The organism is Arthrobacter sp. SX1312, from assembly GCF_002929295.1.
Taxonomy (GTDB): Bacteria; Actinomycetota; Actinomycetes; order Actinomycetales; family Micrococcaceae; genus Arthrobacter_D.
In genome coordinates, this window is sequence record NZ_PJIM01000002.1 from 1,034,777 (window position 1) to 1,047,341 (window position 12,565).

The following is a 12,565-nucleotide window of genomic DNA, read 5'->3' on the forward strand; positions in this document are numbered from 1 at the left end:
ATGACCGAGACAACACTGAACGACGCCCCCTGGCGGGACACCGCCGCCGCCCCCGCAGACCGCGTCGAGACCCTGATCGGGGCGATGACCCTCCGCGAGAAGGTCGCCCAGCTGGTCGGCGTGTGGGTCGGCGCCAACACCGAGGGCGGGGAGGTGGCCCCGCACCAGCACGAGATGAACGAGGCCGTGGACCTCGACGACCTCCTGCCGCACGGCCTCGGACAGCTGACGCGCCCCTTCGGCACCGCACCGGTGGAACCCGGCCTCGGCGCGCTGTCCCTGCAGCGCTCGCAGGAGCGGATCGCGGCCGCGAACCGCTTCGGCATCCCCGCCCTCGTGCACGAGGAGTGCCTCGCCGGCTTCGCCGCCTGGAAGGCGACGGCGTACCCGGTACCCCTCGCCTGGGGTGCCACGTTCAACCCGGACCTGGTCCGGAGCATGTCCTCCGCGATCGGCGCCGACCTCCGCTCGGTGGGCGTGCACCAGGGCCTCGCCCCCGTGCTCGACGTCGTCCGCGACGCCCGCTGGGGCCGGGTCGAGGAGACCATCGGCGAGGACCCCTACCTCATCGGCACCATCGCGACCGCCTACGTCCAGGGGCTCGAGCGGGCCGGGATCGTGGCCACGCTCAAGCACTTCGTCGGCTATTCGGCGTCGAAGGCGGGCCGGAACCTCGCCCCCGTGTCCATCGGCGACCGCGAGCGGGCGGACGTGCTCCTGCCGCCGTTCGAGATGGCCATCCGCGAATCCGGCGTGCGCTCGGTGATGCACGCGTACACGGACATCGACGGCGTACCGACGGCGGCCGACGCGTCCCTCCTGACCGCCCTGCTCCGCGAGACCTGGGGCTTCGACGGCACCGTGGTGGCCGACTACTTCGGCATCGCGTTCCTCAAGGAGCTCCACCGCGTCGCCGCGACCCTCGGTGAAGCAGCCGGCGCGGCACTCACGGCAGGGGTCGACGTCGAGCTGCCCACCATCCACACCTTCGGTGAGCACCTGATCGCGGAGATCGACGGCGGCCGGCTCGACGAGGGCCTGGTGGACCGCGCGCTCCGGCGGGTGCTGCGGCAGAAGCTGGACCTGGGCCTCCTCGACGCGGACTGGTCGCCCGTCCCGCCGGCACTCCAGGGCGGCGGCGCACCGGTGGTCGACCTCGACTCCCCGGGTAACCGGGCCATCGCCCGCGAGCTCGCCGAGCAGTCGATCGTCCTGGTCCTCAACGAGGGCATCCTCCCGCTCGCCGCCACGCCGCGCATCGGGCTCATCGGGCCGAACGCGGACACGCATCGCGCCTTCCTCGGCTGCTACTCGTTCCCGGCACATGTCGGCGAGCAGCACCCCGACGTCGAGATCGGCCTCGCCATCCCGACGGTCGCCGAAGCGCTCCAGGGCGAGTTCCCGGACAGCGACATCACCATCGCTGCCGGCTGCACCATCGACGGGAGCGCGACCACGGGCTTCGACGAGGCGCTCGCCGTCGCGCAGGGCTCCGACGTCGTCGTCGCCGTCCTCGGCGACCGGGCCGGCCTGTTCGGGCGCGGCACCAGCGGCGAGGGGTGCGACGCCGAATCGCTGGAGCTCCCGGGCGTCCAGCAGCAGCTCCTCGACGGGCTGCTCGCGACGGGGAAGCCCGTCGTCGTCGTCCTGCTGACCGGGCGGCCGTACGCGCTCGGCGCAGCGGCGGACGGCGCGGCCGCGATCGTCCAGGGATTCTTCCCCGGCGAGGAGGGCGCAGCCGCCGTCGCCGGTGTGCTGAGCGGGCGGATCAACCCGGCCGGGCGCCTGCCCGTCAGCATCCCGGGGTCGCCGGGCGCCCAGCCGTCCACCTATCTGGCCGCGCCGCTCGCGCAGGCGAGCGGGGTGTCGAACATCGATCCGACGGCGGCCTTCGCTTTCGGTCACGGCTTGGGCTACACCCGGTTCGCCTGGTCGGATGCGGCGGCGACCGCCGAGACCGCGGCGACCGACGGCGAGGTGGACGTCCACGTGACGGTCACGAACACCGGGGAGCGCGACGGCGTCGAGGTGGTGCAGCTGTACCTGCACGATCCGGTGGCGTCCGTCGTACGACCGGTGCAGCGCCTGATCGGCTACGCGCGGGTCGCTCTCGGTGCGGGGGCCTCGGCCAGGATCACCTTCACGGTCCCGGCCGATGTCACGTCCTTCACCGGCAGGGACGGCGGGCGGATCGTCGAACCGGGAGCGCTCGAGTTGCGCCTGGGGGCATCGAGCAGCGATCTCCGCGCAGCCCTGCCCCTCACCCTGACCGGGGGCGTGCGGTCGGTGGACCACACACGCCGGCTGCACTGCGGCGTGCAGGTCACGGCACTCTGACGGGAACGTCGCCCGGCGACGACCCGCGCCTGCTCCGGCGGGCGCGGGTCACGCTCGGGCCGGCCGGGTGGCCTACTCGTCAGCCGGGGCCCCACCGCAGGGGGCCGCGGGCGGGCGCTGGTCCGCTGACGGACCCTGCACGTATTCGGCCCTGGGTCGTCGGGGGAGATCGTCGATCAGTTCGTTCAGGGCCAGTGCCACGGTGTTGCCCTCGCCCTGGGGGATCGGGAGCATGCCGTGCAGGTAGGCGTCCAGCTCGAATTCCGTGAGGTATCCACCGATGCTGAAGTAATGGAGCCACAGGTCGCCGGCGGTCAGTTCCGCGTGATGGGCTGCAAGCCAGGAGCTCTGCTGCTGGGTCTGCGAGGTCATGAAATGCCTGCTCAGGCTTCGACCGGTGAACGATTCATGTCCGTGCTCTTGAAAACACCACCGGGGAACCGGAACAGCCCCAGGCGGACACTTAGTGCAAGCAAGCCTACCTTCTGCGAGGAGGCGCTGGTGGGCGGATCCGAAGTAGTAAGCCATCTTGCTATTCTGGTCCCGACACCGTAGCGTCAAGGGTGTGGGGCGGTCGTAGAGCACACTGCGGACCTCCCGCCCGCACAGGACGAGCCCGATCAGGGCGTCCATCGCCGGAATCCGGCCCCCCTTTCTTCAGGAGAATCCCTTGGCTAACAACAACGCGCACAACAACGCCCACTCGAACAACACCGGCACCGGTGATCATGCGGTGGAGACCCGCCGCTCGACCGAGACGAAGGCCTCCACCAAGACCACCGAGTTCTTCGCCTATGTCGCCATGGTCCTTGCCACGGTCATCACCTCCGTGATGGTCGGTAATGGCGAAGGTGGCGGCGACGACATCTTCGACGGGCGCGACGCCATGCAGCTGATCACGTACCTGACCATCGGCTACATGGTGTCCCGCGGACTGGCGAAGTCCGGAAGCCGCGAGTACTACAACGCATAGCCCGCATCGTCATCCCCGTGCCTGGAATCCCAGGCACGGGGATGAGCTGTATCCCGCGCACCTGCCCGCTCGATCCTGACGGCCACCGGTCAGCGCCGCACCGACCCTGACCCGCGCAGTACCCGTCACGACCGCCAAGGACCTTCATGAGCGATCTCGCCGTCCCGCTACCCACGCCTGCAGCCTCGCGTACGGTCCGTCTGTCCCGGCCCAATGACGTGGTGGCGTCGTACTCGGTGCTGTTGAAGCAGGTCCGCAAGGAGGGGCTGCTGACCCGGCGGCGGCGGTTCTATCTCACGGTGTTCGCGGTCCTGGCCCTGGCCCTGGGTGCGGCGTGGACCGGGTTCGCCCTGCTGGGCGACACCTGGTTCCAGCTCCTCATCGCGGCCGTCCTCGGTGTCCTGCTCACCCAGGTCGCGTTCCTCGCCCACGAGGCCTCCCACCGGCAGATCTTCACCACCCGCGGCGCGAACGACTGGTCCGGGCGGATCCTCGCCGCCGGTGTCGTGGGCATCAGCTACGCCTGGTGGATGGACAAGCACACCCGCCACCACAACGACCCCAACACCCGCGGCAAGGACCCCGACATCGAGGTCGACACCATCTCCTTCCTCGCAGAGGACGCCGCCAGGGCCCGCGGCCTCCAGGCCTGGATCACCCGCCGGCAGGGCTACCTGTTCTTCCCCCTGCTGATGCTCGAAGGCCTCAACCTCCACGCCCGCTCCATCGCCACCCTGTTCGCCCGCCGCACCATCCCCGGCCGGTGGATCGAACTGGCCCTCCTCGCCACCCGGTTCGGCGCCTATCTCGGCGTCCTGTTCTGGTTCCTGCCCGCCGGGATGGCGTTCGCGTTCCTGGGCGTGCAACTGGCCGTGTTCGGCCTCTACATGGGCGCCAGCTTCGCCCCCAACCACAAGGGCATGCCCGTGGTCCCGAAGGACAGCACCCTGGACTTCTTCCAGAAACAGGTCATGACCTCCCGCAACATCCGCGGCGGGGCCTTCATCAACAACGCCTACGGCGGCCTGAACTTCCAGATCGAACACCACCTCTTCCCCGACATGCCGCGCCCGCACCTGCGCCGCGCCGCGGTCATCGTGAAGGAGCACTGCGAACGCCTCCGCGTGCCCTACACCGAAGTCGGCGTCACCGCCTCCTACGCCGCCGTCATCGCCTACCTCAACCGCGTCGGCCTCGCTGCCCGCGACCCCTTCGACTGCCCCATGCTCACCCGCTACCGCCGCCCCTGAGCCCCCGATCCCGAACCACTGGACTACTGTGAACCCGATACACGCCCCTGTCACCACCGATGACAGCACCGAGGACAGCACCCATGGCGGCACCGCCGCGACCGCCGCGACCGCCGATCTGCCGGTGCGCGACGAACTGTCCTGTCGCGTGCATCGTGCCCGGCGGGCACCGGAACCGGGGGGCCCGCGCCGGCTCTTCGTGCTCGTGCACGGGCTCGGGATGTCCCACCGCTACTTCGACAGGCTGCAGGGCGCACTCATCGAGCACGGCGACACCCTCGTCGTGGACCTACCCGGCTTCGGCGGGACGCCGACTCCCGATCATCAGCTCGGCATCGACGCCTACGCGGCGGTTCTCGCACGCGCCCTGGACGAGGAGGGCGCGCAGGGGTGCGTGGTGATCGGCCACTCGATGGGCGCCCAGTTCGTCACCGAACTCGCCATCAGCCGACCCGATCTCGTCTCCCAGCTGGTGCTGATCGGTCCGGTCACGGACACTGCACGCCGGTCCGTGGTGGAGCATGCCCTGATGCTCGCCGCGGATTCGCTCGTGGAACCCCCCGTCAACAACCTGATGGTCGGCGGAGCGTACGCACGCTGCGGGATCCGCTGGTACCTGAAGGAACTGCCGGTCATGCTCGGGTACCGACTGGACGACAGGCTGCCCCTGGTCGCCTGCCCCGTCCTGGTGGTCCGGGGGACCCGCGACATCATCTCGCGCCGCGACTGGTGCGAGAAGCTCACGCGCACGGCACGCCACGGCCGCCTGGTCGAGCTTCCCGGCCGGCCGCACACGGCGCACCGGGGAGGCGCCGTGGACATCGCGGAGGCGATTCTCGACTCCCTCCCCGATCGTGGGGCGGGGCTCCGGGCATCGGCGCCGGCCGGTGTTCCACGCCGGGCAGGAGAGACACCGACACATCTCACCCGCATCTCGAGGACCTACCCGCCCGGGCCGTACGCGACCGAGGAGGTCCTCGAGATGCGGAGCGTCACGGTGCAGGACAGGCAGTGCCGTTCCTATCCCGACGGCCACGACTCCGCCGCGGCCCGCATCGGGCCCGACGGCGGGACACCTGCGCCGGTCTTCGTACTGATCCACGGCATCGGCATGTCGCACCGGTACTTCCGCCGCCTCGGCGCCCTCCTCGCCGCCCACGGCGAGGTGCACCTCATCGATCTGCCGGGCTACGGATGGACGGGGCGGCCGGCGCACGCGACGACCAACGAGGGGACGGCGGAGCTGATCGGGGCGCTCCTCGACGAGGCCGGGGCATCGTCCTGCGTCGTCGTCGGACATTCCATGGGCGCGCAGAGTGCGACGGAGCTGGCCGTCGCACGCCCGGACCTGGTCTCGCACCTCGTGCTGATCGGTGCCGCCGTGGACGTCGAGCGCCGCACCGCCCGCCAGCAGGCCCTGAGGTTGGGCGTCAACTCCGTCTTCGAGAAGCCGCTGCTGAGCATGGTGCAGTTCCTGGATGTCCTGCGGTGCGGTCCGCGGTGGTACGTCTCCCAGCTCGGACTGGCGATGAGCTATCCGCTCGAGGACCGGCTGCCCCGGGTGGAACAGCCCGTGCTCGTCCTGCGCGGCTCACGTGACGTCGTCGCCGGCGCTGCGTGGTCGGACCGGCTCGCGCGCACCGCACAGCGCGGCGAATCCGCCGCCATCGACGGCGCGCCCCACGCCGCGCACCACAGTGCCGCCGGCGCCGTGGCCACCGCCGTCGTCGACTTCCTGCAGCGGCGCAGGACCGCATGATCGATGCTCGCCGCCCCGCCTCGCCCCGGCGGGTCGTGGGCGGACGGCGCCGGTGGGCCCGGGTCGATCAGTGGGCGTAGCCCGCTCCATCTGACACGATGATCCCTATGACTGAGCACAGTGAAGGCCGCGTCCAGGAGGGCACGACAGCCGGAGAGGCCGCCGCGACGAGCGAGAACCAGAGCAAGGGCAGGGGCAGGCCGTCGTCACATCACGGCGACAATGACCGGGAGCGCGATCTCGCCACGGAACTGGCCGAGCTCGCCCGGTCGCTGCAGCAGGAACCCGACTCGGACGCGATCCTCGCCGGCTTCGTCCACGCGGCCCTCGACCTGATCCCCGGGGTCGACGAAGGCTCCGTCAGCGTCGTCACCGGGCGGAAGAACGTCGGTTCCCGCGCCCCCTCCGGTGATCTCCCGGTACGCATCGACGCGCTGCAGATGGAGACCGGGGAGGGGCCGTGCCTGGAAGCGGCGTACGAGCGCCGGACCGTGCGGGTGGCCGACATGGCGCACGAGGAGCGGTGGCCGCTGTTCGCGCAGCGGGCCGCCGAGGCCGGCGCCAAGGGGATGCTCTCGATCCAGCTGTGGGTCGAAGGCGACGACCTGGGGGCGCTGAACCTCTACTCGTACGAGGCCGACGCGTTCACGGACGAGTCGGAGAACGTGGGCCTGCTGGTCGCCTCCCACGCGTCCGTGGCGTTCGCCGAGGCCGAGAAGAGCCGGCAACTCCATGCAGCCGTCGATTCGAGGGATGTGATCGGCCAGGCCAAGGGCATCCTCATGGAACGCCACAAAGTGACAGGGGACCAGGCGTTCTTCGTGCTGTCCATGGCCAGCCAGCGCAGCAACATCAAGCTGAGGGACGTCGCCGATCACCTCATCAGCAGCGGTGAACTGCCGGGGAAGAAGACCGCACACTAGGGGAGCCGCGCGTCGAGCGGAAGGGACACGTTGCGGCCGGCAGGGGCACCGTCGTGGCGGTCATCCTGTTCGTCGCCTACTCCTGCAGCCGCGTCGCCCGCGGGCCCCGTACCGCCCGGACGACGGGAGGCACCACCTGATCGGATGGTGCCTCCCGTCGTTTCCGGGGACCTCAGAACCGGAGGGAACCGACCGCCGTCCGGTACTGCTCGCGGATGACCGGCCGATGATCGACGGCGCGGTCCTCCACGGTCCCGAGCGTCCAGGACGGCCGCGTGCCCGTCAGGGCCCACGCAGCCTGGACCGCGGCTCCCCGCGCCACGTACTCGCCGGGTGCCGGGATGCGCACGGGCAGGTCGAACACCTGCGCCGCCACCTCCTGCACGGCCGTGTTCTGGGCGGCACCACCGATCAGCAGCAGGTGGCGCGGCTGCACGCCGGTGGCACGCACCGCGTCCAGGGCATCGGCCAGTCCGCACAGCATGCCCTCGATCGCCGCCCGGGCCAGGTTCTGCCTCGTGGCGGACCCGATGCTGAGGTTGTGGAAGCTGGCCTTCGCCGTCGGGAGGTTCGGCGTGCGCTCTCCCTCGAAGTAGGGCACGAGGACGACGCCGTCCGAGCCCGGCCCGGCGGTCCTGGCCAGCTCCGCGAACCCGTCATGGTCCACTCCGAGGATCCCCGCGACCGAGGACAGGACGCGCGCCGCGTTGAGGGTGGCCACCAGCGGCAGGAACAGCCCGCTGGCATCGGCGAACCCGGCAACGGTCCCGCTCGTGTCCGCGACGGCGTCGGCGGCGACGGCGAAGACCGTGCCGCTGGTGCCGAGGGACACCACGACGTCGCCCTCCTCCGCGCCGAGCCCGAGGGCGGCACCCGCGTTGTCACCCGCGCCCGCGCCGACCACGATGCGTCGGTCACCCGATGCGATGAAGGAGGGGTGGACGGCGCCGGCAGCCTGATCCGCGCGGAGCACGCGAGGGAGGACCACCGCGTCCGGACGGGTCTCCCCGTCACCCTCCGCCCCACGGCCGGTGCGGGCCTCACGACCCGGACAACCGAGCATGTGCTCGAACAGCGCGAGGTCGTACGCGTCCGCCGCGGGGCTCCAGTAGCCGGTCCCGCTCGCATCCGAGCGGTCGGTCACGAGTTCCTCCAGCACGGGCCCGAGCGGCGACTCGCCCTCCGGGCCGAATCCGCGGAGCCGCCAGGTCAGCCAGTCGTGGGGGAGCGCCACGGCCGCGATGGCCGGGACGACGTCGGGTTCGGCGTCCCGCACCCACCGCACCTTGGCGCCGGTGAAGGAGGCCACGGGGGCCAGGCCGGTCCGGGCGACGATCTCCCCGAGCCCGAGTTCGCCGATCAGGTCCCGGGCGGCGTCCGCGGACCGGGTGTCGTTCCACAGCAGTGCATCGCGGAGCACCCTGCCGTCACGGCCCAGCAGCACCATCCCGTGCTGCTGGCCCGCGACGGCGAGCGCGTCGACGTCGTCCCCGAGGCCGTCCGCGGACTCCAGCGCGGCACGCAGTGCCCGCCACCACGCCTCCGGGTCCACCTCCGTGCCCTCCGGATGGAGGGCACGGCCGGTGCGGACCTCGGCGCCGGTCGCGGTGTCCACGACGACGACCTTGCAGCTCTGCGTCGAGGAGTCGACGCCGGCAACGAGGGCCATGGGTCAGCGGGCTCCGAGCAGGTGCTCGATGAAGAGCTGCTGCAGCTTCACGAACCCGAAGCCCTTGCCGTTGAAGTAGGCGTCGGCGTCGAAGTCCTCGTAGGAGGCGCGGTCCGCGCGGAGGGCCTCGTAGCCCTCGCCCTCGTTGAGCGTGGGCTCGTTGATCTCGGACACCCGGGAAGCCGTGAGGGCCGCCTGGACCTCGGGGTCGGCACGGAACGCGGCCGCGCGCTCCTTGAGGAGCAGGTAGGTCTGCATGTTCGCGGCCGCCGAGTCCCACACGCCGTCCATGTCCTCGGTGCGGCTGGGCTTGTAGTCGAAGTGGCGCGGTCCGTCGTAGGACGGGCCGCCCGTGGGGCCGCCGTTCTCCAGCAGGTCCACGAGCGAGAACGCGTTCTGCAGGTCGCCGTGGCCGAACACGAGGTCCTGGTCGAACTTGATGCTGCGCTGGCCGTTGAGGTCGATGTGGAAGAGCTTGCCCTGGTAGAGGGCCTGCGCGATGCCGTGGGTGAAGTTCAGGCCCGCCATTTGCTCGTGACCGGTCTCGGGGTTGATGCCGACCAGTTCGGGGCGCTCGAGGGTCTCGATGAAGGCCATCGCGTGGCCGAGCGTGGGCAGGAGGATGTCGCCGCGCGGTTCGTTGGGCTTGGGCTCGATCGCGAAGCGGATGTCGTAGCCCTTGTCGGTGACGTAGTCGCCGAGCAGGTTCACGGCCTCGCGGTAGCGCTCGAGGGCTCCGCGGATGTCCTTGGCGGCGTCGTACTCGCTGCCTTCACGGCCGCCCCACATGACGAACGTCTTGGCGCCGAGCTCGGCGGCGAGATCGATGTTGTCCAGGACCTTGCGGAGGGCGAAGCGGCGGACGCCGCGGTCGTTGCTGGTGAAGCCGCCGTCCTTGAAGACCGGGTGGCTGAACAGGTTGGTGGTGACCATGGGGACCACCATGCCGGTGGACTTCAGCACGCCGGTGAGCCGGTCGATCTCGCGCTGGCGGTCCGCTGCCGAGCAGCCGAAGGGGAAGAGGTCGTTGTCGTGGAAGGTGATGCCGTAGGCGCCGAGGTCGCTCAGGCGGTTGACGGCCTCGACCACGTCGAGGGGCGCGCGGGTCGCGGAACCGAACTGGTCCTGGGCCTCCCAGCCCACCGTCCAGAGGCCGAAGGAGAATTTGTCGTCACGGGTGGGCTCGATCGTCATTGAGTGCTCCAGAAGTATGTGTGATTAATATGTTGCCGTTACAAACATATTAGGTTTGGGCCCAGAGTCAAGCACGACGCCGCACTTGCCCCGGGTGCCCTACGGGTGCAGGGCGCGGACGCTCGACCGCTGGACGAGCCGCGTGGAGAGCTCGATGCGCGGGCTCTCCACCGCCCCGCCGCGGATGAGGCGGACGAGCGTGCGGGCTGCGAGGCTCCCCATCTCCGAGAGGGGCTGGCGCACGGTCGTCAGGGGCGGCGAGGCCCAGCCGGCCTCGGGGAGGTCGTCGAAGCCGATCACGCTGAGGTCGTCCGGGATGCGCAGTCCCTGCTGGCGCGCCGCCTCGTACACCCCGAGGGCCATCTGGTCGCTGGCCGCGAAGATGGCGGTCGGCCGGTCGGACTGCGTGAGGAGCTCCGTGCCGGCGGCGAAACCGGAGGCGTAGTCGAAGTCCCCGCCGATGACGAGCTCCGGGTCGAAGGCGATGCCGGCGGCATCGAGCCCTGCCCGGTAGCCGTCGAGGCGTGCCCTGCTGCACCACAGGCCCGGGCGGCCCGCGACGAACCCGACCCGGCGATGGTTGTGCTGGAGGAGGTGCTCGGTCGCGGTGACGGCACCCGTCCAGTTGGTCGCTCCGATGGTCGGCACCTCCAGGTCGGGCACGCCGGCCGGATCCACGACGACGAGGGGCAGGTTGAGGCGCTGCAGTTCCGCATGCAGGAAGGAATCCAGGTCCGTCGTCACGAGGATGGCGCCGTCGCTGGCGCGGGCACCGAGGGTGTCGAGCCACTTGCGTGTCGAGTCGCTGCCGCCGCGGCGGTGGATCGCCGAGACCACCACGGACAGGCCCTCGGCGTTCAGCGACTCCTCGACGCCGCGGATGATCTCGACCGCCCACGGGCTGTCGAGATCGTTGAACACCAGGTCCACCAGCCCGGACGGCGCCGGCCGGCCCGCTCCGCGCCGCCGGTAGCCGTACTCCCGCAGCAGGACCTCGACGCGCTCGCGGGTCGCGGGGGCGACATCGGACCGGCCGTTCAGGACGCGGGACACCGTGGGGATCGACACGCCCGCCGCGGCGGCGATGGCGGAGATCGTGACTGCGGGCTGGGCATTCTCCTGCATGTCGTCCTCCTTGGGAAGCCCCGACGCTGCAGCAGGGCATCCCCGGGGTCGGAACTCGACGCACCCTTGACCTCCGGGGTGCGGTGTTCCTAACCTACAGCAACGGTATTTCCGGAAACTTCCGGAAATCTGCTGATCATCGGATCGGCCACCGTGCCTCAGGTACCTCAAAGGAGAGCTCATGCAGGTTCGTTCATCCATCGCCGCGGCAGTCCTCGCGTCCGCCATGATTGTTCCCGCGGCGGCGCCGGCACTCGCGGCGCAGCACCAGCCGCCCCGGCCGCAGGGGATCGAGAAGAAGGACACCCTCCGCTGGGTGGCCCCGCAGGACCTGAAGATCGGCACCGCCGTCGCAGGCGGCGGTCACCACGAGACGCAGCCCTACCCGGATCCGTTCACCTTCGACCAGGAGTACCGCGAACGCCTCGCGGCGGAGTTCGACTCGGTCTCACCCGAGAACCAGCTGAAGTGGGAGTTCGTCCACCCGGAGCAGGGCACCTACCGGTTCGCCGAGATGGACGCGATCGTGCGGTTCGCCCAGGAGAACAAGCAGGTGGTCCGCGGCCACACCCTGTTCTGGCACAGCCAGAACCCGGCCTGGCTCGAGGAGGGCGACTTCACGAAGGACGAGCTGCGCGCCATCCTCAAGGACCACATCCAGACCGTGGTGGGCCGGTACGCGGGCAAGATCCAGCAGTGGGACGTCGCCAACGAGATCTTCAACGGCGACGGGACGCTGCGCACCACGGACAACATCTGGATCCGGGAGCTCGGCCCCGAGATCATCGCCGACGCGTTCCGCTGGGCGCACGAGGCGGATCCCAAGGCCAAGCTGTTCTTCAACGACTACGGCGTCGAAGGCATCAACGCGAAGAGCAACGCCTACCTCGAACTGATCCCGCGCCTGCAGGCCCAGGGCGTCCCCGTGGACGGCTTCGCCATCCAGGGCCACCTGAGCACGCGGTACGGCTTCCCGGGCGACCTGCAGGCCAACCTGCAGCGCTTCGACGACCTGGGCCTCGAGACGGCGATCACGGAGATCGACGTGCGCATGGACGTCGCGGCGGGGACCTCGCCCACGGACGCCCAGCTCGCGACGCAGGCGAGCTATTACCAGCGCGCCCTCGACGCGTGCGTGAGCGTCGACGAGTGCAACTCCTTCACCATCTGGGGCTTCACCGACAAGTACTCCTGGGTGCCCGTGTTCTTCAGCGGCGAAGGGGAGGCGACGGTCATGTGGAACGACTTCACCCGCAAGCCCGCCTACTACGCGCTGCAGGACACCCTCGAGCAGGCGTCCCCCGGTCGCGGCAACCGCTGATGATCGACGACAGG

At 70.4% G+C, this 12,565-nt stretch carries 10 protein-coding genes; 6 read left to right on the plus strand and 4 right to left on the minus strand.

The genetic code is table 11. The features are described 5' to 3' along the window. On the plus strand, positions 1–2,337 hold the full coding sequence (locus CXQ92_RS12405) for a glycoside hydrolase family 3 N-terminal domain-containing protein (protein ID WP_104168002.1): 2,337 nt from the start codon (positions 1–3) through the stop codon (positions 2,335–2,337). A 72-nt stretch (positions 2,338–2,409) separates the two neighbouring features. On the opposite strand, the gene CXQ92_RS12410 is transcribed toward CXQ92_RS12405, so the two are convergent. Then, the gene (locus CXQ92_RS12410; protein WP_104168003.1) at positions 2,410–2,709 is read right to left on the minus strand and encodes a hypothetical protein; all 300 of its coding nucleotides are present in this window, start codon (positions 2,707–2,709) and stop codon (positions 2,410–2,412) included. 298 nt (positions 2,710–3,007) lie between these two features. On the opposite strand from CXQ92_RS12410, the gene CXQ92_RS12415 reads away from it, so the two are divergent. From CXQ92_RS12415 to CXQ92_RS12430, 4 genes are all read left to right on the plus strand, one after another. Next, on the plus strand, positions 3,008–3,310 hold the full coding sequence (locus CXQ92_RS12415) for a hypothetical protein (RefSeq protein WP_219815718.1): 303 nt from the start codon (positions 3,008–3,010) through the stop codon (positions 3,308–3,310). Between the two features lie 146 nt (positions 3,311–3,456). Beyond that, the gene (locus CXQ92_RS12420) at positions 3,457–4,560 is read left to right on the plus strand and encodes an acyl-CoA desaturase (RefSeq protein WP_104168004.1); all 1,104 of its coding nucleotides are present in this window, start codon (positions 3,457–3,459) and stop codon (positions 4,558–4,560) included. Positions 4,561–4,588: 28 nt separating this feature from the next. After that, complete coding sequence (locus CXQ92_RS12425; RefSeq protein ID WP_104168005.1) at positions 4,589–6,319, plus strand: alpha/beta fold hydrolase; 1,731 nt, start codon at positions 4,589–4,591, stop codon at positions 6,317–6,319. 107 nt (positions 6,320–6,426) lie between these two features. Continuing rightward, a complete protein-coding gene (locus CXQ92_RS12430; protein ID WP_104168006.1) occupies positions 6,427–7,242 on the plus strand; it encodes a GAF and ANTAR domain-containing protein in 816 nt (271 codons plus the stop codon). Between the two features lie 172 nt (positions 7,243–7,414). Here CXQ92_RS12430 and CXQ92_RS12435 read toward each other — a convergent pair whose 3' ends face one another. From CXQ92_RS12435 to CXQ92_RS12445, 3 genes are all read right to left on the minus strand, one after another. Then, positions 7,415–8,911: an FGGY family carbohydrate kinase gene (locus CXQ92_RS12435; protein WP_104168007.1), complete on the minus strand. Its 1,497-nt coding sequence runs from the start codon at positions 8,909–8,911 to the stop codon at positions 7,415–7,417. Positions 8,912–8,914: 3 nt separating this feature from the next. Continuing rightward, positions 8,915–10,105 (minus strand): xylose isomerase, encoded by a 1,191-nt coding sequence (xylA, locus tag CXQ92_RS12440; protein ID WP_043441759.1) that lies wholly within the window; start codon positions 10,103–10,105, stop codon positions 8,915–8,917. Between the two features lie 99 nt (positions 10,106–10,204). Continuing rightward, entirely contained in the window at positions 10,205–11,230 is a 1,026-nt protein-coding gene (locus CXQ92_RS12445; protein ID WP_104168008.1) for a LacI family DNA-binding transcriptional regulator, read from the minus strand. Positions 11,231–11,411: 181 nt separating this feature from the next. Between CXQ92_RS12445 and CXQ92_RS12450 the strand changes: the two genes are divergently transcribed. Further along, a complete protein-coding gene (locus CXQ92_RS12450) occupies positions 11,412–12,551 on the plus strand; it encodes an endo-1,4-beta-xylanase (protein ID WP_104168009.1) in 1,140 nt (379 codons plus the stop codon). Positions 12,552–12,565 lie beyond the last annotated feature (14 nt).

Bases quoted from the DNA above. Each gene is read 5' to 3' on its own strand.
- CXQ92_RS12435 (WP_104168007.1), bottom strand. From the start codon at position 8,911: ATGGCCCTCGTTGCCGGCGTCGACTCCTCGACGCAGAGCTGCAAGGTC.
- xylA (WP_043441759.1), bottom strand. From the start codon at position 10,105: ATGACGATCGAGCCCACCCGTGACGACAAATTCTCCTTCGGCCTCTGG.
- CXQ92_RS12420 (WP_104168004.1), top strand. From the start codon at position 3,457: ATGAGCGATCTCGCCGTCCCGCTACCCACGCCTGCAGCCTCGCGTACG.
- CXQ92_RS12405 (WP_104168002.1), top strand. From the start codon at position 1: ATGACCGAGACAACACTGAACGACGCCCCCTGGCGGGACACCGCCGCC.
- CXQ92_RS12445 (WP_104168008.1), bottom strand. From the start codon at position 11,230: ATGCAGGAGAATGCCCAGCCCGCAGTCACGATCTCCGCCATCGCCGCC.
- CXQ92_RS12450 (WP_104168009.1), top strand. From the start codon at position 11,412: ATGCAGGTTCGTTCATCCATCGCCGCGGCAGTCCTCGCGTCCGCCATG.
- CXQ92_RS12430 (WP_104168006.1), top strand. From the start codon at position 6,427: ATGACTGAGCACAGTGAAGGCCGCGTCCAGGAGGGCACGACAGCCGGA.
- CXQ92_RS12410 (WP_104168003.1), bottom strand. From the start codon at position 2,709: ATGACCTCGCAGACCCAGCAGCAGAGCTCCTGGCTTGCAGCCCATCAC.